The organism is Segatella copri (assembly GCF_026015295.1).
GTDB classification, from domain to species: Bacteria; Bacteroidota; Bacteroidia; order Bacteroidales; family Bacteroidaceae; genus Prevotella; species Prevotella copri_C.
In genome coordinates, this window is the sequence record NZ_JAPDUW010000001.1 from 2,127,434 (window position 1) to 2,148,343 (window position 20,910).

The following is a 20,910-nucleotide window of genomic DNA, read 5'->3' on the forward strand; positions in this document are numbered from 1 at the left end:
CCTTAACTTCCTCATATTCTTTTATATAAATAAGGTATGGCTTACTTTACGTTGCCCACCTTAATCAAGTACTCAGCAATCTGAACAGCGTTCAGGGCAGCACCCTTACGAATCTGGTCGCCAGTCAACCACAATGTGTTACCATTGTCATCAGCCAAATCCTTGCGGATACGACCTACATATACATCGTCCTTACCGGCACTCTCCAATGGCATTGGATAAACGTAGTTCTGGGCATCATCCTTTACAGTTACGCCTGGAGCAGCCTCCAAAGCCTTGCGGATGTCCTCTACAGCCAATGGCTTCTCTGTCTCGAACCAAACACTCTCTGAGTGAGAACGGAGTGAAGAAACGCGAACGCAGGTAGCACTGGTGCGAACATCAGAGTGCATAATCTTGCGGGTCTCGTTATACATCTTCATCTCCTCCTTGGTGTAATCGTTAGGAGTCATCTTGTCAATCTGTGGAATGACATTATATGCCAACTGATGAGGGAACTTATTGATATGCTCAGTCTTACCAGTCTCGATGATATCCTTATACTGCTGCTCAAGTTCAGCCATGGCAGCAGCACCAGCACCTGAAGCACTCTGGTAAGAAGAGATATGAATCTTCTTGATATGGCTCAAGTTATCGATAGGCTTCAACACTACTACCATCATGATGGTGGTACAGTTAGGGTTGGCGATGATGTTGCGAGGGCGGTTCAGGGCATCCTCAGCATTTACCTCAGGCACAACCAGAGGCACGTCGTCGCACATACGGAATGCGCTAGAGTTATCAATCATCACGGCACCATACTTGGTGATAGTCTCGGCAAACTCCTCTGAAGTGCCGCCACCAGCAGATGTGAAAGCAATATCGACATCTTTAAAGTCATCGTTATGCTGCAAAAGTTTGACCTCATAGTCCTTTCCCTTGAAGTTGTATTTTCGTCCGGCAGAACGCTCAGAACCAAACAACACCAAATCATCCATAGGGAAATTTCTCTCAGCAAGGATACGCAGGAATTCCTGTCCTACTGCGCCACTTGCACCAACAATTGCTACTTTCATAATCGAATCTTTTAATTTATAAAGTTGTTATAAGTGTAAACTGTGGAAGAGAAAGCCAGCCTCCTTTTCATCTTCATGATTCCTCATTTTCTGATAGCTTCATGATTCCTCATTTTCTGATAGCTTCATGATTCCTATTTTCTGATAGCCGGAAACTGCTTATTTTCTCAAATCCGCTGCAAAGTTAAGACTTTTTCTACAATATCAAGCATAAATTCCCAAAAATTATTGCTTTTTGCTGCAAATTTATCATTTTTGCTTACTTTTCTGCAAGAATATGCAGAAAATTGGAGAAAAATAGTTGCTATTGCGTTTGGCAGTTCAAAAGAAGAATGCAAGCATCCTCATAAAAAATATCAGGAAATCGTGCCTTGGATTATATTTAAGGCACGATAGAGTACTGGAAAATTGAATTATCTCTCTTGATGAGTCATAATCATCCTCAAAGAGTTCTTGCAATCCTCGCACAACCCATGTTTCATGTAGAAGGTATTCTTGCCATGGGCATCCTGCATCAGGCACTTAGGGGCATTCGTCTTACAATGCGGCAAACCGCGAGAATGCAGGAATTCATGGATTGTTACTTTCCATAAGTCATCCTTTCGTTTCAATCGGAAGGTTGAAACCACACAGGCGTCACCTGGTCGGAAACTCAATCCCATGATTCCATAGTTGTATTGCCCATGAATAGAAGTAGAGATGTCTCGATGCGTCAAACCTATCGTTACGATTTCATCATTACCTCCATGCTCTTCATGCAACATTTTCAGGATTTTCCCAGCCCAATACCTGTTTCTTGTTTTATAGAGACATGAAGCAGGTATTTCTTTCTTGTCTCCAACAAATACAGATGCCTCCACCCAAGCCTTTGGTTTCGTATTGAAAATGATACCCAACTGCTTCACGAGTTCTTCTCTCAACTGTTCTGCCTCCTGATGTGAGAAATTTCCCAAAGGCTTTAACTCTATGACATAACCCAATGGAGGATCAGCAGGGAGGCTGTCTCCCATTCCCTCATTGCCATGACTCTGATTTTCATTGGAACAACCTGCTAAAAACAGGATTAAGATTCCAGCTATAAACAGCAATAACTTCTTCATAGAATATTCTTTTTATTTGTATTTTGCATAAATCAATATAGGTCTTCTCTTGGAAGATTCCTTGTATATCTGCATCACTTTCTCCACGCAGCTCCTTGATACAGTAAAGCAGCCACGGCTCTCTGTCCCCAGCGGAATATACTCCTTTTCACCGGAGAACCTTGTCACCTTGCCTGCAGAATGAATCAGGATACCACGGGCTTCTGCCAGATAATTGCTCTTGTCGAGCCCTCGAAGGCGAACGCAGTTCTTGAACTTCATTCCACCTTTTCCTATCATGACATATCTTCCAAGACTCGTGCATCCACTTCCAGGGTTATTGCTAAACTTTGGTTGGGCTGCTGTATTTCCCTTACCACTTCCATGCATGCAATAGCTGCTCATCAGTCTTTTGCCACGCTGCAAATCATAGATAAAGAATCTCTTTTTGCCAGATGGAATGGAGAAATCCACCAGAATATAGTAATCCGTACTGTATCCCCGTCTATCACAATAGTCTCTTACTTGTGTCAGGTTCTCACAATCCACCTGATGATACCACTCTTTAGCATCCACCGTATTCTTTAAAAACGGTTTTGTGAACCTATTATAAATAGGTGGAACGAAAAGAACACCGATGACAAGCAGAACCAGTATTCCCAATATAATCAATAACTTCTTCATAATAATGCAAAAGTAGAAAAAAATAAGCAAGTAATGATGCTATCCATACGTGGATTGTATCAAATACTCGCTTATGTGTATGAAATCATCAATGCCTACAACATCAAATCCTTGATGGTTGTACCATTCATGAATCTGCTTAAATCTACCCTTTCTCCAATACCATGCAAATGTCCGGTTTCTGAATACTGCCAGATATTGCACTTTCCTCTGCCGTCGATAGAGGGTTGTCGGGAGTTATAATTGGCGATGAAGAGATAATAACGATTGAACTTCGCCCCCATCTCCTTATTATAGAAGTTCTCGTTGCTATAGATGATAGGATACTTGCCATAGTGTTTCTTCACCAAGTCAGCAAACACCTGTATGCTATCCTGCAGCTGTCGTCCCTTCCATCTTCCCTGAATGCCTTTCTCCTCCACATCCAATACAGGAATCAAGTCCTGCTCACTCTTCTTCACCATCTTTTGGAAATCCCGGAACTGAGCAGTTGCTGAAGAGCCGGCAGACATCAGATGATAAGATCCTACCTTCAACCCATATTTACGAGCCAGTCTGATATTTCGGCGATAATGTCGATCCACATATCCCTTACCATGTGTAGCTCTGATATAAACGAACTTGATTCGCTTGTTCTTCGCTATTTCCTTCCACTTGATAACTCCATTGTGTTTCGACACATCAATGCCGTCATACCCGCCATAAGTATAAGGTTGCCCTTTCAATCTATCAACGAACACATCAGAATAAGATGAAGCGATGCCCAACCATCGCTTCACCTTATATGGCGACACCACATACATGATTCCCAGACCAATACCAGCCAAAACGACCAGGCTGCCTAAGGAAACCAAAGTATATTTTAATCCTTTCTTCATTACATTTTATCTTTTAATTGTTTTCAGGGGGACAAAGATAGTGAATTTATCCGAAACAGCATAGAAAGTTGGGGGATAATTGTATGAAATGGGGGGCTGAAAGTACGAAACTCAAATTCTTTAGGATTATTCATAAGAAAAGCGAAAAAAACTTTGGTACTTTCAAATATTAATCGTAATTTTGCAACAAATAAGAGTAACCAAAATTAAGGAGGATTACAATATGACTAAAATAATGTCAAACTCAAAAGAACGACTAAACGATAAAGCCCAACGCTTTTTCGAGGATAGCTGTACTGTTCAAGAACCTACAGTTGCCTATCGTCACGAATATGCAACAGAGGCTCATAACGAATCCGAAGAATATCCTTTTATGACATCATGCAATAATGACGAGTTGGCGAATCATGTCTTAGCTCGTGAAGAAGAATATGCAAGAACAGGCAACGCCGTTGACTTTCTAGAAATGATGGCTGATTTCAAAAACGAATTCGAATGGTAAAGATACGAGTATTTTATCTTTTACCACTTCATCACCGCCATATTCCCATCAAACTTACCCCACATTACTGGATGTTGACGATTCCCTGATGCTTCTACTACTCCCTGATGTACGAAGTTATAAATTTCCTTAGCCGTGATAACTCTATCCTTGTTTGTATCAGCACCACCTCGCAAGCCACGTTCCAAGAACACAGTAAACAGGCTATTCTTGAAACCTGTCTGTCTCGGAGTTTCTAAGGATTTCTCCGTTGAACGAGAAGAAAGGAAGAACATCACATTCTCTTTAGAATAGTTAGTATTCCTCTTATTCGTATTTCTCATTTTCCCTGCAAAACAAGCATCCACGAATATCATTTTCTGCTGAGCTTTACTCTGTCTCATGATGCTCAATACGGAAGAGTAATACAAAACTCCATCGTAACACACCAATCCACCAGGCACACCATGACCACTAAAGTATAGGATAATAGCATCTGATGGCGAAGCCTTGGCAAATGTATTACGCATTGCCGTACATACCTTTTTGATCGTAACGTCTGAATTGACAAAACAATCAACCGTAGCATTACCATTCTTGGTAAAGATGCCCGATATGGTCTTGGCATCATTCGCACTTACCCGAAGGTCGTTCTGACGACCGGGATAATCGGCGATGCCCACGCTAACGATATAATTTCTTGCTGGCAATGTTGGTATTGCCAGCAAGAAGATAAAGAGAGAAGATAATAGTCGCTTCATTATTACTCACAAATAGGTCTAATAGAACGCAAAGTCAAGATTGGCTCATATGTCAAATCTGAATCTTCCTCATTGAAGTATAAATAATAAGCATTCAATCCATGCCCCCTACTTGAACTCCAATAATAGCCAAAGGAATCTTTACGATAGATACCATAATCACTCTTTCTACCTGCGCCTGGCAAAAAGATACTTTTACCAGAAGGACCTGTAACCTTGCAACCTGTTGTCCCATTGTAAGTAATCCAACTCCAACGACATCTATCTATCAGTTCTTTAAACTGCTTACGAGTTGGAGTTTTCAATTTTCCTTCAGAAAGAAGATAAGCCACATCAAACTTGGTACCTGCAATTTCCTTATCTGTTGGAAATCCATCCAAAGAATGACCATTCATTCCATTTGCCCAACGATAATACTCCCCATACTCTTCAGGTTTAGTGGCACCTAAATTACAACCACACCATTTTACACTAAGTCCGAGATCAACAACAGCAGAAGTATCGATATTACTTTCTTGAACCATGTAATCGGTAATATACATCGTAGCCTCTTTATCTTCTTCTTTCAAGAATTTGGGTTTTGGAACATCTAGCGGTTTGGATGACACCTTTTCTTGCACACGTTCAACCTCTTGTGGCTCAGAATCTTCTTTAATTGCAGTTGACATATATAGAGTCTCTTCAGATTGAACCTTCTCGTTTTTTACATGAACTGCCTGAGCATTCTCCGTACCCAGCGCATCCAAGAAATCCACTATCGTATGATATCGTTCCTTTCTTCTTGGTTGCATTGCCTTTTCAATAACTCGCTTCGTCTGCTCACTTATGCCCATCTGCAATTCCGGCAAACCTTCATCAAAGACTGCAGTTGCCTCAGGAGGTGTTTGACCAGTCAACATCTTGAACATAGTAGCTCCCAAAGAATATATGTCTGTTTCTGGAGAGAACATTCCCAATCCTCCCACACGAGATTGCTCAATAGGTGCATAGCCTACGCTCACTCCAACAGGACTACTCGTAGTCTGTTCACCAGCTACATCATAGTTTTTTGACATACCAAAGTCTATCAAGACCACATCCCCATTCTGTCGCAACAAGACATTGCCAGGCTTCACATCCAAGTGGTTCATATTATGGGCATGGATATACTGCAAGGCAGATGCTATCTGTCTCGTATATTTCAAGGTCTCATCTTCCGATAAAGAACCATTCTTCTCTATCAAATCCGACAATGAGCCACCATCGATGTACTCCATGACATAATAAGCGGTACCATTCTCCTCAAACACATCCAACACCTTTATAATATGAGGGTGAGTCAACTTAGAGATATTCTTCGCTTCCTTGATAAACTTCTGGCGAAACTTCTCCACCAATTCAGCACTTCCTGTAGAAGGAACTGTCACCATAGATGATTCTTCATCACGATTACAGAGTTCCTTCATAAAGAATTCTTTGATTGTCACTTCGATTTCTGCATCAATCGTGCCCAAGGCACCTGCTACAGAAACCTTCTGCTTAGCCAAATAGGTGATTCCGAAACCACCTTGACCGAGCACTCGCTCAATTTTGTATTTGCCATTGCAGAGAATGGCGTTATTGCTTAGTTGATTCATAACCTCAGCACTATTTAGCTTTTACAGTTCTAACTGGTATTCCGTATCCTCCAAAAAGAGTGGTCTTATATATACCTTTCTCGTTATAGATATCAGGTACTTGTATCTCTTTGGGATTATCACTTTCATATACTTGCCAAAAATACGCATCAAAAGAGTCTTCAAAATCTTTAAGATGCACCTCAAATCCGCAACCTATAGGGTTTAGTGGGATTTTGCTTGCAAAGCGACAAAATTCATTTTATTGTACATATTTCTTGCACAACAGAAATGTCGCAGACACAAAATCCCCTTACCCCATAAAGCGACTTGAGGTAATACGCTGGTTTAACCAGAAAAGCATGGTCTTTAACCAAAGTCTGTCTTGAACAGGTTGGCATAAGCATTGTTGTCTGAGTAAATGTTCAATACATGCCTACGTGATGTCTTAATCCATTTCGCAGGAACAGAGATGAACTTGAAAACAAAGGTCTTGATTCTGCTGGTGGCACGCAATCCAAATTCATGGGTTTTCAATCTCTGCATAATAGCTTTGTAGAAGTTTCTGATGAGAGCTGTCATAAGCAGGAATACAGTATTCTGTGCCATGAACGATTTTGGCAATCGATTCCAGCCAAAGCCATTGTTCATGTCATCGAAGATGCGTTCCTTGCCACCACGAAGATTGTAGAATTCCACGATGTCTCTTGCACTCGACTTGTAATCGTTAGTCAGTATACATCTGTAGGTATATTCGCCTTCCCAAATGTCAAGGTATCCATCTATTCGCCTTTGTCTCTGTATGACAAGACGATACGGTTTTCCTTTCCATTTCTCAACAAGGATAGAATTCAACTCAAACTCAATACCGTTGATTTCAACAGTTTTCCATCCAGTTAAGGCAAACATGGAATCGTAGAAAGAAGAGCATCTGTTGGCACGAATATAAAAATGCCTGCAATGAGCCTCTACCATATCTACGATTTCCTCCGAACATGAGCCGCAATCCATGCGGGCACGAGAAATATATATTTCCGAAGCCTCCAATCGCTTGAAGATTCTTTCCAAAGTCTCTCTTTGGTTGAAGCGCACGTTTGTGTTACCGTCTCTATTTTCAATACCGACAATCATGTCGTTAATGACTGCCACCCCTGGACTATAGCCCAAGAACTTCTTGTAGGTTGGTTTTGCATCATACTTCTCTGTTTCAATGAACTGATGGTCAAAGTCAAAATCATACTCTTGACCGGATTTCAATTGACCAGTAGCAAGCAGGGCATTGACCAGTAAGCAGTTCATCTTGTCTGCAGTATTGAAATCATAGGATTTGCCAGAAGCAGACTTATAGGTGATGCTCTTAAAAGTCAGTTCTTCGATAGCACGTAATATGGTGTCTGCGCTGCAAGTGCGAAGAGTTGGATGAAGAGACAAATGTTTCATCAGGTGAGTTGTAACATCCTCAATACATGAGCCACCACAAAGATATACGCACATCAGAGAGCGTAGAATCTCGCTATATTGATAACCAAACATAGTGCATCTCAATCCCAAGGTGGAATCTATGGTTTGAGCTAAAAGAGCATCAAATTGCTCCATAATCGAAAAAATTCCCCCAAAAGGAGTGAGTTTCTCAGATTTTATTTGTATCTTTGCCATGTCATATTAGAGTTTTGCTTGTCTTCTTTTCGCAACACTAAGGTAAGTGAAAATTCTGACATGGAAAAATCCTGGGTAACTTTTTGTTGCTCAGGCACTTATAAATAATGTTAAATATAGTGTTGCGGAATTAAGGATGCATATAACCATATCCCTTAAACGTAATGGCATTGCCATTAGGTCCAAGTACAATGTAGGCGGTATTACTACCATCACTTTTTCTACTGATTTCACAAAACTCTTGAAGTTCATCGACTTGTTCTTCTGTCGGAATATTATATTTCAGAGCTTTTGGATATGGCAAGAACAGTACCTCATCCCCATCTTTTACATAGTCCGAGGCCCATAAAGTTCCACTTGGAAGCCCTAAGTCTACATACTCAACACCTTCCAATGCAGAATCCTTAGCTACCATATCGACACCATCTTGATAGCCAGCATTGTAACCTGCCATATAAGCATCAGCTACAACTTGTTTTAACGCTTCTGCTACTTTACCTTCTGCGTATAATTTTGCATTATCTATATTACTCATATTCTTCTTTTCCCTTTAATAAACCGACAAAAGTTAATCACATCAAACAACAAAATCATAACGACACAATGCCTTTTTTATAAGATGGTTACAATCTAGCAGCCCATTCTTAAAACCAACAGTATTAATAAGTACCTTTGAAGTTACTTTGACTTTCTTACCAGCCAAGAGTTCAACCCCTTTCTGAGTGTCACTTTTTACGATATTTCCCTCTTCATCTTTCTCTGGTAAATTACGAACTTTCAAAAACTCGTCAACTGCAGTTCCTTCTGGGTAAAAAATATTTGCAGTGCGATATAAATATCCATGATCAACAGTATTCCATTCAAAGATTGGGTTCTGAAATGTGGTTGGAAACCAATTTATTGCACGTTCTGTTCCATCAGGGCTATGCACTTCAATAACCAAGAACTCATAGTCTTTTCCCATAAAGTGCTGACTACCTATTCTATCTCCCATCTCTTCCAATGGTGGAAAAATGAGAATATCACCTTCATTTAGAGCCGCACTCCCACCAAAGATTGGTTTCATACTATTTGAAAATACTCCCAATCCCATTTTCATATTTGCATTACCAGCATTAGTCGAAACTCTTTCACTAATTGTCATAATTAACCTTTTAAATTTTATATTATATTATAATTTTCAATATCAAACTTTTAGTATCAATCATTCCACAGACTCCTGCTATAGAAACAAACTACTAGAGCAAGTAGATGAATTCGAAATCTCCTTATCCAAGTATACACTGGATTTTGTATTTGACATTGCTAAAACTGTGTTATACTTACTTCATGCCAATTTCACGGCTTTGCTTTTACCTTTCTAACAGGTATTCTATATCCAGAGAAAAGGCAGTCTGTACCTAAAACCCCACTAGAATAGAAATATGGCACATGAAATTCCTTCGGATTATCACTATTATAAATCTGCCAGAAAAACGGCAAATAGTTACTACACTTCTCAAGAATGTCTATATATCCATATCCCTCAAAAGTGACAGAATTACCATTAGGTCCCAAAACCATATATATATATTTATCAGCTGCAGAATCATTCATGCTAATAATCTTGCAATACTCCCCAAGTTCATTAACTTGCTCTTCTGAAGGAATATCATATTTCAGAGCTTCAGGATATGGTAAGAACAGCACCTCATTCCCATCTTTTACATAATCCGAAGCCCATAATGTTCCACTCGGAAGTCCCAAGTCAACAAACTCAGTCTCTTCCGATACAGAATCCTTAGCTACCTTACCAATACCATCTTGATAGCCTGCATTGTAACCCGCTAGATAAGCATCTGCAACAACTTGACTTAACGCATCAGCAACCTTTCCCTCAGCGTATTTTTTAGCTTTATCTATATTCATATTTTTAATCATATCTAAAAATCTTCATCGAGATTCATTATTTGCTGAAGAGAACTTTTTTCACCAGACACATATATTGTCATATATTCTCCAGAAGCTCCAATATCTAAATGAATAAGCATATAACCATTTCCTAAATGATAGAAATCATCCCTTACCGGGTATTGATTATATGTTTTCAACTTTTTACCAGACACAGATTTTATTATAGAGTTTCTGATTTTATCCTCGTAATTATCATTAAAAGAACCGACATTAATGATCATCATCATTGCTCCAGCATGAGGGCCCTTCAAATACATATTACATTCTCTTGTTGAACTATTACTGAGAGTCATCCCCATAATAGAGAACTTTCCTCTATAAATAGCTCCAAAGGAGCCGTAATTATCATACTCACCGCCATTATCTTCCATTTGTTTCAAGGAAGAATTGGAACTAAACAATCCAAAATCCACACCATATTCTCCATTGTTACTCTCCGAAAGAAATTCTTTTATCATCTCCCCTATATCTGTACCCTGATATGACTTTTGGACTTCTACTTGCAAGGTTCCATCCTTCTTATCGTCTTCTTTTGGGGCTGCCGAAGTTGCAGCAACAACATTCTCTGATATTGCTGTATCAACATTACGATTATTAGGCTGATTTGCCGTTGCTGATTGTTTCTGATATATCAAAAAAACAACAAATAAACTTCCAATTATCCCCACAACTATAACCAAAGTGATTAGTAACCCTTTTACTTTACTATTCTTTGTAGGAACTATTGACTTAGACAAACTATTATCTTTTGCAACTCGCTTTGAGTTCAGATAAAGGGTGTCCTCATTCGTAGAAAAATGTCGAGATGAAGAAGGTTGAGTATTAAAGTGCACTTTCTCGATTTTTTTTGTTTTAAATTCTGCAACGTTTTGAGGCCTCTTCAACCTTTTCTCTTGCATCATCCAAACTACCAACGTCTTCATTTCCTCAGAGACATTAGGCATCGGGAGGGCGAGATGCTTGTCCTCTGTCTCGTCTTCAGAAAGATCAGAAACTGATGGTGGGTCTTGATTGGTAAGTAACTTATACATAGTGGCACCAAGGGCATAAAAGTCTGTCCATGGACCGAACTTATCATAGCTCTGCGCCATCTGCTCACTAGGGGCATAACCATTCGTATAACTGATACCAGTGCTCATCGTAGCACCACCTACCGTACTCTGCTGCTTACTTGCACCAAAGTCTATCAACTTGACTACATTATGACTATCCACCATAATATTGGCTGGCTTGATGTCAAGATGGAACATACCTTCGTTATGGATTGCCTCAAGACCATCCAATATCTGATTCAAGTAATTGCGAACCTCAGACTCTGCCAAAGGTGCATTGGTACGCTTCAAACGTGCAGATAGATTTTCTCCATCCACATAATCCATCACATAATACGCAGTACCATTCTCCTCAAAAAGGTCATAGACCTTGACAATATGAGGATTACTGATACTACGAAGACGGCGAGCTTCTTTCTTAAATTTCTCTCGCTGTTGCTCAAAACTATTGGTATTCTCGGCATTGCTTACGCTAATGGTTGTACTATTACCATCACGCTGGCACACTCCTTTTACAAAGAACTCTTTGATGGCATAAGTCTCATCAAACTCAATGTTCTTTGCTAAATAGGTGTTGCCGAAACCACCTGAAGCCAAATAGCTTTCTATCTTGTAAGTTCCGTGTAGGATGGTTCCTACCTGGAGCATATTTTGATTATTAATTTCGTCCATTCTTTGTTGTATCTTCTTTTGTAGAATCTTGTATTGTTGTATCTGTCTCTAAATTTTGCTGGCTATTAAGCTCTTTCACGGTCACTATAGAATCCTCTAGAAGAGAATCCAGCAAAGCTGCCTCTGCTTTATGCTTGCTATAGTAGCCATAACCAGCCATGCCAACAGCAGCCAATACCACTAAGGCAACAAAGCCCATGAAGAGAGATTTCTTTCTTTTCTGCTTATTCACCAAATCAACGACTACACTATCAGGAACAGGCGGCGGTGTACCAGCAGGCTTTACGACTTCAACATCAGAAGAAGCAGTCACCTCTTCCACATCTGGCTTGATATTCAAAGCATTGCATTTCGCCGTAAGCTCTTCATTTACAAGACTCACATCAGCCTCGTCATGACTCACCTCTTTGATGTGTACTATATAAGCAGAATGATTATCTTTATTATCTGAGGTTTCTGAAATCAGCATCTGGCGCTTCTCTTCATCACGAACATTCGCAACAAAGACATCCAACAGCTCCTCATCCTCCATCTGTTCCAACATGCCGTCAGAACAAATGTAGAAGTAATCACCTGGCTGAATATCAGAAATATGGATAACATCAGGTTTCGGATGATTTCTATCTCCAGCTATCATCGCACGGGTGATGACATTTTTCTGTGGAAATGTCTTCATCTCCTCATAGGTCAACTCACCTGCCTGATAAAGATCATACACCAGGGAATGGTCACGACTCTTATATAATATGGTATGCGAAGATGGACGGAGATGGTATATTCTACTATCTCCAATGTGAGCTGCCGTACATCCATTACTGTGAAAATACAGCAAAGTTAAAGTTGTTCCCATCTGACGGGAATCTCCCGCAATAGCCAGTTTATCCAGTTCTTCGTAGGCATACGCCAAAGCATCAGACAGCAACTTATCTTCCAAGCCTTCGGAAGCAACTGCATGCTGCAACAAAAACGAAGAAAGACTTTTGCAAATACTTTGGCTTGCCACCTCTCCATGCTCATGTCCACCCATACCATCACAAAGCAAAAACAAACGGTCATTCTCCGTAGCTTTGCCCTCTATTGGATAGATGCTATCTTCCTGGTTCGCCCTTTTACCCAACTCATGGATAGCTAAAGGCTGATATATCTTGATTCTCATTGTTAGCTTTATTTTTGATGATAAACAACAGTTGTGTTACCCATCTTGATGATACTTCCTTCTGTCAAGACGAGCTGGTCACCCTCGTTCAATAATTGTCCATTCACATAACTGGCATTTTTATTATGGTAGTTAGACACCACCACCCTAACCTTGTCCGTAGAAGCCTTAATTACCTGGATGGCAAGATGCTGACGGCTCATATATCTATCATCAGTAACTATCTGTACAGTTGCCTGCGAAGTAGTAGCCTTGCGACCTATCACATTATTGCCGAACCCTAACGGATACTTCTTACCACCATAGAGCAAATAACCAGGAGTAACCTCTTCTTTCTTGCCTGCAAGGATTGTTTCATCAGATTGAGAAGGAGAAGAGGAATGCCCCACGTAAAGAGTTTCTCCATTATCTCGATTCACATACTGAGTCTCACCATTGCTGTTACCAACATATTCTGTTTCCCCAAAAGATTGCGGAGTTGCAGCATGTTGCTGTGAGAACATCACTCTCAGCTGAGCTTTACATTGAGGACAAGTAATCACCTTAACCGCTTCGTTTTGAGAATTTCTCACGTCAAGCAATACACCGCAACTCGGACATTTGATTCTTTTAATTTCCATTGCTACCATCTATTTTAATCAATTTTAATCAATGTTTATGCCATCTGGATATCAGCATCAGACATATAGTCTGGCATATCAGGAGCAACATCAGGATTCTCTAAGGATGCTGTTTGGAGATTTGGATCAGCAGAATCATCAACTCCGGTATCAGCGAAATCACTACCACTTGGAGTTATCACTTGTCCTGTATGCAAATCAACAGCTTCACCAACGTCAATACTTCCATTGCCATTGGCATCACAAATCGCAACATCAGGATTTCCATCTTGATCAAAATCTACCACACTCACTTCCTGGCCATCCACGTCGAAAACACCCACTGTAGCCATGGAGCCATCAGCAAGCTGAACTTCACCCGCATTAACCAAATGAACATCTGCATTTTGGTCATCAGCCACCTGCACATCACTTGCCTGATGCAAATTTGCATCATTGTGAGCAACAGATACATCCTGGTCTGCATGAGAAGAATGAGATACCATAGCAACATCTTCTGCTTGATGAGGAGCTGCATTCATTTCTTCAGCACGTACTTCTGGCTTTACAGCCTGAGCATAGTCGTTCTTTTCTGCATCTGTCATGTTGTTCCACTCGTCCTCAGTATAAGTACTATAGATATTACCATGCCAATGGAAAGCGCCACCAGGACCAACTTCGGCTCTAGCGGCATCAAAAGCCTCCTTAAAGCTCTGCTCATCATGACTCTCTGCTACCTTGATAGAGGCATTATCATTAGCTGCAGCAGCATCTTGCGATGGATTCTCCCCTTCCGGTTTTGTATCGGGAGCTTCTTCCGTACCTGCAGCAAAGGTGTCTGTGGCATACATAGCACTTGCACCTAATAAAATACCAGCAGCACCACCTACCGCAACTTTCTTCCAAGTTGCCTTATCAGCTGCGTTCTGAGTTTTATCTTTACTTTCCTGTCTTACTTCAGGATGTATATTATCGAAATACAATGTTTCTTCATTCTGTGCCATAATCATACTTTTTAAAATTACAACTGATGCAAATATAGTGAAATAACAAATAGATAGGTACTTTTTTTGTGCTCATTACACAAAACCTATCTTCTATTGTACAAAATCACTTTTTAATTTTAGCCTTGCAATAAGGACAAGCCTCATTCTGCATTAAAACTTCATAAGACTGAAAGCCCAGGAAGTGATGACAATGAGGACAAACATAATGCTGCTGAAACTCTTCAGTCAACTGCTTCTGCCTTAACGGTCCTTTAGAAGAATCCTTATATGCTTTTACAGTAAAGCCTACAGAAATCAAAATACCTAAGAGATACAAGCCTATATAAAGAGGAGTCTCTCTAAATTCTGGGAAAATGATGCTCAAAGCGATGGCTCCCATGGTAATCAAACCAGTAATGCCACGAAGAGAATTAAACTTGCGGTCAGCAATTTGCTGATCAAGTTTATGCTCATCATATTCTTCCCAAACACGCTGCAATGGACGAAAATCTACCATTTGAGGAACAAAACTCTTTATCCAATCCCAACTAACCAAAAATTTGCTTGGACCAAGTTCTATTTTATCCTTTTCCATGATAGTCTTTGCCATTATTTCCACTCCATTGACAAAAGTAACGTTCTGAGGTTTTAGATTCGTAATTCTATAAGAACCATCAGGATTAATGGTCAAACTACAGTGTTGACGACTCACAGTCATAGGAACACTTCCAGCAACCCCAAAAGTCTTGGATTGCTGCCCCATCGTTATTCTCAATTGAGATGTACTAGCATCACGTCCAATGATTAATTCCATAAAATTCTTTGCTTGATTAGTTTATTTTTTAGTTATGAGTAAATCCTTCATTTGCTTCAAGGCTTCCTTAGAAATACCTAAAGCAAAAGCAAAATGCTCATAATCGGATAATATCAACTGTTGCTTTTGCGTATTGACCTGATAGATGTAGCCAGTGTTTATGATAAAGCGCTTACCCACCCGCATAAAAATACTCTTGCAATCTACAAGATGCTCGGCCAAATACTTCTCCATCTGAGTCAAATTCAGACAAACAACAGTCTTCAGCTTGTTAATAGTAACAATCTGTGTATAATTGCCATCTCCTTCGAAATAAACAATTTTGGAAACATCTAATCTTAAGAGTTCCGTCTTTGTATTGAATACGATAAATTGACTATCCATATTTACCATTTACATCGCTGACTTGTTCCCAGAAGTAGCTATCAGTCATTAAGTTTTCAATGAAAAAGCGTGGGACTATTGCTTATTACCGGATAGAGGTTGTGGAAGGACCCGTCAGCAAGTAATAATGCAATAGCCCACGCCATAGAGTATATTAACATCTTCTTCCATAGAGAAAAAGATACAATAATCCTTAGACGTGAGCATCATTGCCTATTTATCGTTAGCAGACTTTGAAACTTCCACATTTCTATCGCAAGATAACGTTCAATACGCTCATTCACTAGAGCCTTCATCGTGCCCGTTCTTTTCCGTTCACTCATAACTCTATTGCAAAAGTAAGAAATCTTTTTAATACCGCCAAACTTTTCCTCTATTATTTCTTCCAACAGGCTTACTTTTATGAAATTTCCACCAAAAAGGCATTGAAGTTTGCCACTGCTGAAAAAGATAATGCTTCCACATTTCCAATCCATGACAACCTCAATGCCTATATCCTTAAACGGCTTTACAAATTAAAGTACACTTTACCGAAAGGCGCCGTGTTCGCCTTCCACTCAAAATTATTGGCTACAACCTCTCCGTCTAGGTTTCTAACCACCTTGCTAACGAATGCATGTGTTCTCAACAAACTATCCAAAGGACCACCATAATAACCAACAACTGTCAATGATCTGCGTCCACCACTATACGTTTCTCTCACACGAATCTTGACTCTTACAACTTGATTGTTCTTAATATAATAAGCACCAACATCAGTATATTCCTCCGTAGGCTGAGGCATCTGCGGCATCTCCAAGCCAAATGATGGCACAGAATATTGCTGGGCAGGTGGATTAGTATATACTGGTTTATACTCTACAAACTGAGCATTTACACTCATTACACTTAGCATCATGGCTAAAATCAACATTACCTTCTTCATACCTTATTATATATTAAAGGGTTATACTTCATGTTCCTCGTTCCACGATTTTTTCTTTTCTACCGCTTCCCGATTACGAGCGCAAAAGTAAGAAGATTATTTCTATCAGCCAAATATCTAAACATACCTTGTATGAAATGCCATTCTGTATGTACCAAATGACAAAGAGGAGGCGTCATAAGTCTAAATTACAGTTGGCGCATAACAGTTGACCTACGCATGCACATCACCTGTTGTGCAAGCGCATATCAGCTGCTATGCAAGCGCACAACAGCTGTTGTGCGACCGGAGATACTAACTAACTCAAAAACATATACTATCTTTTCTAACAACTTATACTATGTTTTCCAACAACATATCAGTAACATTCCAACAAAAAAGGGTGAATCATTTACTTATGACACACCCTCTTTGCTAAATCAGACACGCAACTGATCTTATCTTATAATATTATACTCAAACTCATAATCCCCATTCTTCAGCCATTCGGGAACATCTTCCCCATTTTCCATAAGGCCTTATTCCTCCTTTTTTTAGTTCAAATTAAAATTGCAAAAATACCTCCCGTCAATATTTATAACCAAAATTCATATACCTACAAGTTTGGAATCTAGCGATAAAAACAAGAGGATTGAAAGGCTGGGATTCCTTGTTTTCTGCTCTATATTAAGAACAAGCCCTATAGTTGTACGACTATAAAGTTACAGTTGTACGACTATACATGCTATGGTTGTACAACTGTAGAGTTATGGTTGTACAACTATAGGGGTTATAGCCGTACAACTATAGATTTTCCTCAACGGCATCATCTTGTCAAGAAATCACAAATACCTGATTATCAACAAGTTTCTATTTCTCTTCATATTTACGATATTCTCAAAGAAATAATAAGCGTCTGAAAATACGAGAATTTCAAGCAAGCTAATGTAAAAAAGTTTCATTCTTAACAACGCCACATCACTACATCTTCGGGATATTCTTACAGATTACCTACTTCATCTTCCACCCATCAATGGTTCCCGTCTTCGATGAGAAGTTGCAGCCTATCTGATAAATCTTTCTGCCATCTGCTGCATATTCCCTGGCATAGCCCATATCCTCTATCTGCTTCAGGGCTTCCTCTGCCGAACCATCACGCTTGAATTCGAAGATGTAGATATAGTTCTGGGTCTCAACCACGCAATCTACCCTACCTTCGCTTTGCTGCTTTTCGATGAAGACCGTGAAGCAGCTGATCATTCTCAATACGAGATAAAAGGTATATTGGAAGTAACGCTCCTTCTCTCGCTCATCGTCCTTACGACGCTGGTTATAAGGAATGCTGGCAAAGAAGGAAGTCATCAGATTCTCCAACTGATGGCAATCTCCCTTCGACATCACATCTATTACCTGAATAACCCAGGCATCCGTTGACTTCGATGGCTTCAGATAACTGGAAGCTACCAACGTCAGGAAACCGCTCCTCACTTCATCATTAGGGAAATCCAGGAGATAGGAATCGGTATCCATATTCCAATCTTTGATGGTAAGATAACCGCTCTGATAAATCATCGGCAACGGTGCTTCCACATCTGCCTTGTAGTCGATAAAACTACTCGTAGGATAAAACCTGTTCACCATCTCGTTGATGTTCTCATCAAAATGAGACAATAGGCGAACCAGATAGGTTGGCGAACCGGTGCGGAACCAATAATCCGTCAGAATCTTCTTGCTCAAAGCATTCAAGATACTGAAAGGATTATAGATATCAAGCATATTAGGACTGAAGTGATAACCGTCAAACTTCCTTTTCAGTTTGTATTTCATCCCTTCCTCCGTCGTCTTGTATCTCACAGCCATCGCTTTGATTTGCTCATTAAAGGTAGAATACAATTCCTCTTCCGTAATACCACAAAGTGCCTCGTAATGCTCATCCATACTGATGTCGTTAGGCTGATTGAAACCACTGAACACGCTTACCTGCGAGAACTTTGTGACACCCGTGAGTAAAACAAACTGCAGGTCATCATCAGCTTCCTTAAACACAGAATATACGCCTTTGAGCAGATTGCGATTATAATCCTCCAAAGTCATCTTTCCATATTCATTCTGCACAGAAATATCCATATCCATCACATCAAGCAAAGGCTTGTCATATTCATCAATGAGTACGACAGCTCTCATTCCTGTTTTCTTATGAGCATTCCCTAACACAGCCTTAAAGCGACTCCCTAAAGTCTCAGCCAACTCCTCACGCCCATAGATACGTTCTGCCATGGCAACAAACTCCTCCAACACTTTGTCTAACGCATAAGGCTCTACAAAGTTTTGACCACCAAAAGAAAGATGAAACACAGGATATTGCTTCCATTCCTTCTCCAGCTTGTCGATGGCAAGCCCCTTGAACAGTTCCTTCTTACCCTCGAAATAGCATTTCAAGGTAGATACGAGCAACGACTTTCCAAATCGTCGTGGACGACTCAGAAAGTATATTTTACCATTAGTCACTAAGTCATAGACCAATGCTGTCTTATCGAGATAAACATAACCATCTTCTATGATTTGTTCGAAACTCTGTATGCCGATAGGATATTTCATATTGCTGCCTTTTTAATTTCTTTCGGCAAAGTTACAAAAAATAATGATACAAGCAAAGGAATAGCCCGAAAAAAATAACGAGATTGCAAAATACCATATTTGTGGGATTGTTGACAAGGAAAAAAAATAATACCTTTGCCTTTTGAAAATAATAGTTTAAAATCATGGTAGAAACAATGAATAATATTGGAAATAGACAGCCGGATAGCAATGCTGGCTGCAGTAAGCAAAAAGGAGTGAAGAATAAGCAAACCCGGCAGCTGGTACTATGGATTGGCGCTTTGATAGTAGGCGCCGTCTTGGGGATATTCGGCATCAGCTGGCTGGATGGTCTGATGAACTTCATAGCCACGGTCTATACCCGCTTATTCCAGCTTCTGGCAGTACCAACCATAGCCTTGGCAGTTATCACAACCCTGGCATCCTTGGGCAACCAGGCAGATACCGGTAAGATATTCCGCCACGCCATCACCTACACCCTGCTCACGACGATAGCAGCTGCAGCAGTGGGACTGGTGCTCTACAACATCGTTTCTCCAGGCAATTTACCTACAGCCTTGGTACAGAGCGGTATGGCAGATGTTCCCCAAAAGCTGGGAGAAACCAGCTATTATGACCATATTCTTGGGGTAATACCCAACAACATCATCAAGCCGTTTGCCGAAGGAAATGTACTCTCTATATTGATTTTGGCGGCAGCAGCAGGTATTGCTTTAGCCAAAATGCCATCAAGCGACAAAAAAGAAGTCGTGATGAAGGGATTGTTTGGATTACAGGATCTGCTCTTCATGCTGATTCATGGATTAATCTGGGCTCTGCCTCTGGGTATCGTTGCCTTTGCAGCACAACTCTCAGCCCAGTTCTCTGCGGGTATCGTGATGGCTTCTCTAGGAAAGTACGTAGCTGTTATCCTGGGAGGTAATGTCATTCAATTCTTCATCATCCTTCCGCTCTTCCTCTTGGCAAGAGGCTTGAACCCTGTGCGTACACTGGGCAAGATGATGCCGGCAGTATTAATGGCTCTGTTTACAAAGAGTTCTGCTGCTACGTTGCCGGTGACGATGCAGACAGCAGAAGACAGACTGGGAGTTTCCAATCAGGTTTCCCGCTTCGTATTACCTATCTGTACTACCATCAACATGAATGGTTGCGCTGCGTTTATCCTCGTAACCTCCTTATTCCTGATGCAGAATGGAGGAATGCCTTTACCTTGGACTACAATGATTCTCTGGCTCTTCATTTCAGTTATCTCAGCAGTGGGTAATGCAGGAGTACCGATGGGATGTTATTTCCTTACCCTATCTCTGATGTCCGGTATCAATGCTCCTATCGGCATCATGGGCATCATCCTGCCAATCTATACCATCATCGACATGATTGAAACGGCAGAAAACGTATGGTCTGATTCCTGTGTCTGTGCCATGGTAGATAGGGATCTGAAAAGATAGAAACAATAGTGAGCATGCAAAAATATCACCATGATTGTAGGATAAGGACAGAAAAACTTTGTGCTTTCAAGATTTATTCGTACTTTTGCAGTCAAAAACAGAAAGGGAGGGATGAATGCTGATGCAGAAATCCCTCTTTAAGTATAACAAAAAAG

At 40.3% G+C, this 20,910-nt stretch carries 20 protein-coding genes; 2 read left to right on the forward strand and 18 right to left on the reverse strand.

Annotated elements, in window-relative coordinates:
* Positions 1-41 precede the first annotated feature (41 nt).
* From ONT18_RS09070 to ONT18_RS09085, 4 genes are all read right to left on the reverse strand, one after another.
* Complete coding sequence (locus ONT18_RS09070; protein ID WP_006848280.1) at positions 42-1,055, reverse strand: aspartate-semialdehyde dehydrogenase; 1,014 nt, start codon at positions 1,053-1,055, stop codon at positions 42-44.
* A 413-nt stretch (positions 1,056-1,468) separates the two neighbouring features.
* Complete coding sequence (locus tag ONT18_RS09075) at positions 1,469-2,155, reverse strand: hypothetical protein (protein WP_264905075.1); 687 nt, start codon at positions 2,153-2,155, stop codon at positions 1,469-1,471.
* A 12-nt stretch (positions 2,156-2,167) separates the two neighbouring features.
* The gene (locus ONT18_RS09080; RefSeq protein ID WP_118080578.1) at positions 2,168-2,818 is read right to left on the reverse strand and encodes a murein L,D-transpeptidase catalytic domain-containing protein; all 651 of its coding nucleotides are present in this window, start codon (positions 2,816-2,818) and stop codon (positions 2,168-2,170) included.
* A gap of 95 nt (positions 2,819-2,913) precedes the next feature.
* Positions 2,914-3,696: a glycoside hydrolase family 25 protein gene (locus ONT18_RS09085; RefSeq protein WP_264905078.1), complete on the reverse strand. Its 783-nt coding sequence runs from the start codon at positions 3,694-3,696 to the stop codon at positions 2,914-2,916.
* A 223-nt stretch (positions 3,697-3,919) separates the two neighbouring features.
* Between ONT18_RS09085 and ONT18_RS09090 the strand changes: the two genes are divergently transcribed.
* A complete protein-coding gene (locus ONT18_RS09090; protein WP_147381980.1) occupies positions 3,920-4,198 on the forward strand; it encodes a hypothetical protein in 279 nt (92 codons plus the stop codon).
* Between the two features lie 20 nt (positions 4,199-4,218).
* On the opposite strand, the gene ONT18_RS09095 is transcribed toward ONT18_RS09090, so the two are convergent.
* From ONT18_RS09095 to ONT18_RS09160, 14 genes are all read right to left on the reverse strand, one after another.
* Positions 4,219-4,938, reverse strand: coding sequence for a caspase family protein (locus tag ONT18_RS09095; RefSeq protein WP_264905081.1), 720 nt, complete (start codon positions 4,936-4,938; stop codon positions 4,219-4,221).
* Between the two features lie 2 nt (positions 4,939-4,940).
* Positions 4,941-6,554: a protein kinase domain-containing protein gene (locus tag ONT18_RS09100; RefSeq protein WP_264905083.1), complete on the reverse strand. Its 1,614-nt coding sequence runs from the start codon at positions 6,552-6,554 to the stop codon at positions 4,941-4,943.
* A 348-nt stretch (positions 6,555-6,902) separates the two neighbouring features.
* Positions 6,903-8,189 carry an IS1380 family transposase gene (locus ONT18_RS09105; protein WP_264903518.1) on the reverse strand — a complete coding sequence of 429 codons (1,287 nt, stop codon included), beginning with the start codon at positions 8,187-8,189 and terminating at the stop codon, positions 6,903-6,905.
* 130 nt (positions 8,190-8,319) lie between these two features.
* Complete coding sequence (locus tag ONT18_RS09110; protein ID WP_264905085.1) at positions 8,320-8,724, reverse strand: hypothetical protein; 405 nt, start codon at positions 8,722-8,724, stop codon at positions 8,320-8,322.
* 42 nt (positions 8,725-8,766) lie between these two features.
* On the reverse strand, positions 8,767-9,333 hold the full coding sequence (locus tag ONT18_RS09115) for a hypothetical protein (protein WP_264905087.1): 567 nt from the start codon (positions 9,331-9,333) through the stop codon (positions 8,767-8,769).
* 194 nt (positions 9,334-9,527) lie between these two features.
* Positions 9,528-10,097, reverse strand: a complete 570-nt coding sequence (locus ONT18_RS09120) for a hypothetical protein (RefSeq protein ID WP_264905089.1) — start codon at positions 10,095-10,097, stop codon at positions 9,528-9,530.
* Positions 10,098-10,111: 14 nt separating this feature from the next.
* The gene (locus ONT18_RS09125; protein ID WP_264905091.1) at positions 10,112-11,866 is read right to left on the reverse strand and encodes a serine/threonine protein kinase; all 1,755 of its coding nucleotides are present in this window, start codon (positions 11,864-11,866) and stop codon (positions 10,112-10,114) included.
* The gene (locus ONT18_RS09130; protein WP_264905093.1) at positions 11,853-13,022 is read right to left on the reverse strand and encodes a PP2C family protein-serine/threonine phosphatase; all 1,170 of its coding nucleotides are present in this window, start codon (positions 13,020-13,022) and stop codon (positions 11,853-11,855) included. Before ONT18_RS09130 ends, ONT18_RS09125 begins: the two co-directional genes overlap by 14 nt.
* An 8-nt stretch (positions 13,023-13,030) precedes the next feature.
* Positions 13,031-13,642 carry an FHA domain-containing protein gene (locus ONT18_RS09135; RefSeq protein WP_264905095.1) on the reverse strand — a complete coding sequence of 204 codons (612 nt, stop codon included), beginning with the start codon at positions 13,640-13,642 and terminating at the stop codon, positions 13,031-13,033.
* 35 nt (positions 13,643-13,677) lie between these two features.
* On the reverse strand, positions 13,678-14,625 hold the full coding sequence (locus tag ONT18_RS09140) for a hypothetical protein (RefSeq protein WP_264905097.1): 948 nt from the start codon (positions 14,623-14,625) through the stop codon (positions 13,678-13,680).
* 106 nt (positions 14,626-14,731) lie between these two features.
* Positions 14,732-15,421 carry an FHA domain-containing protein gene (locus ONT18_RS09145; protein WP_117587439.1) on the reverse strand — a complete coding sequence of 230 codons (690 nt, stop codon included), beginning with the start codon at positions 15,419-15,421 and terminating at the stop codon, positions 14,732-14,734.
* Between the two features lie 21 nt (positions 15,422-15,442).
* Positions 15,443-15,805 (reverse strand): LytTR family transcriptional regulator DNA-binding domain-containing protein, encoded by a 363-nt coding sequence (locus ONT18_RS09150; RefSeq protein ID WP_264905100.1) that lies wholly within the window; start codon positions 15,803-15,805, stop codon positions 15,443-15,445.
* A gap of 508 nt (positions 15,806-16,313) precedes the next feature.
* On the reverse strand, positions 16,314-16,703 hold the full coding sequence (locus ONT18_RS09155; protein WP_264905102.1) for a hypothetical protein: 390 nt from the start codon (positions 16,701-16,703) through the stop codon (positions 16,314-16,316).
* A gap of 1,017 nt (positions 16,704-17,720) precedes the next feature.
* A complete protein-coding gene (locus ONT18_RS09160) occupies positions 17,721-19,307 on the reverse strand; it encodes an ATP-binding protein (protein ID WP_264905104.1) in 1,587 nt (528 codons plus the stop codon).
* Positions 19,308-19,543: 236 nt separating this feature from the next.
* On the opposite strand from ONT18_RS09160, the gene ONT18_RS09165 reads away from it, so the two are divergent.
* Positions 19,544-20,755, forward strand: coding sequence for a dicarboxylate/amino acid:cation symporter (locus ONT18_RS09165; protein ID WP_228114801.1), 1,212 nt, complete (start codon positions 19,544-19,546; stop codon positions 20,753-20,755).
* Positions 20,756-20,910 lie beyond the last annotated feature (155 nt).

What these genes read in the sequence shown, in the direction of transcription:
- ONT18_RS09070 (WP_006848280.1), bottom strand. Translation starts at nt 1,055, where the DNA reads ATGAAAGTAGCAATTGTTGGTGCAAGTGGCGCAGTAGGACAGGAATTC.
- ONT18_RS09075 (WP_264905075.1), bottom strand. Translation starts at nt 2,155, where the DNA reads ATGAAGAAGTTATTGCTGTTTATAGCTGGAATCTTAATCCTGTTTTTA.
- ONT18_RS09080 (WP_118080578.1), bottom strand. Translation starts at nt 2,818, where the DNA reads ATGAAGAAGTTATTGATTATATTGGGAATACTGGTTCTGCTTGTCATC.
- ONT18_RS09085 (WP_264905078.1), bottom strand. Translation starts at nt 3,696, where the DNA reads ATGAAGAAAGGATTAAAATATACTTTGGTTTCCTTAGGCAGCCTGGTC.
- ONT18_RS09090 (WP_147381980.1), top strand. Translation starts at nt 3,920, where the DNA reads ATGACTAAAATAATGTCAAACTCAAAAGAACGACTAAACGATAAAGCC.
- ONT18_RS09095 (WP_264905081.1), bottom strand. Translation starts at nt 4,938, where the DNA reads ATGAAGCGACTATTATCTTCTCTCTTTATCTTCTTGCTGGCAATACCA.
- ONT18_RS09100 (WP_264905083.1), bottom strand. Translation starts at nt 6,554, where the DNA reads ATGAATCAACTAAGCAATAACGCCATTCTCTGCAATGGCAAATACAAA.
- ONT18_RS09105 (WP_264903518.1), bottom strand. Translation starts at nt 8,189, where the DNA reads ATGGCAAAGATACAAATAAAATCTGAGAAACTCACTCCTTTTGGGGGA.
- ONT18_RS09110 (WP_264905085.1), bottom strand. Translation starts at nt 8,724, where the DNA reads ATGAGTAATATAGATAATGCAAAATTATACGCAGAAGGTAAAGTAGCA.
- ONT18_RS09115 (WP_264905087.1), bottom strand. Translation starts at nt 9,333, where the DNA reads ATGACAATTAGTGAAAGAGTTTCGACTAATGCTGGTAATGCAAATATG.
- ONT18_RS09120 (WP_264905089.1), bottom strand. Translation starts at nt 10,097, where the DNA reads ATGAATATAGATAAAGCTAAAAAATACGCTGAGGGAAAGGTTGCTGAT.
- ONT18_RS09125 (WP_264905091.1), bottom strand. Translation starts at nt 11,866, where the DNA reads ATGGACGAAATTAATAATCAAAATATGCTCCAGGTAGGAACCATCCTA.
- ONT18_RS09130 (WP_264905093.1), bottom strand. Translation starts at nt 13,022, where the DNA reads ATGAGAATCAAGATATATCAGCCTTTAGCTATCCATGAGTTGGGTAAA.
- ONT18_RS09135 (WP_264905095.1), bottom strand. Translation starts at nt 13,642, where the DNA reads ATGGAAATTAAAAGAATCAAATGTCCGAGTTGCGGTGTATTGCTTGAC.
- ONT18_RS09140 (WP_264905097.1), bottom strand. Translation starts at nt 14,625, where the DNA reads ATGGCACAGAATGAAGAAACATTGTATTTCGATAATATACATCCTGAA.
- ONT18_RS09145 (WP_117587439.1), bottom strand. Translation starts at nt 15,421, where the DNA reads ATGGAATTAATCATTGGACGTGATGCTAGTACATCTCAATTGAGAATA.
- ONT18_RS09150 (WP_264905100.1), bottom strand. Translation starts at nt 15,805, where the DNA reads ATGGATAGTCAATTTATCGTATTCAATACAAAGACGGAACTCTTAAGA.
- ONT18_RS09155 (WP_264905102.1), bottom strand. Translation starts at nt 16,703, where the DNA reads ATGATGCTAAGTGTAATGAGTGTAAATGCTCAGTTTGTAGAGTATAAA.
- ONT18_RS09160 (WP_264905104.1), bottom strand. Translation starts at nt 19,307, where the DNA reads ATGAAATATCCTATCGGCATACAGAGTTTCGAACAAATCATAGAAGAT.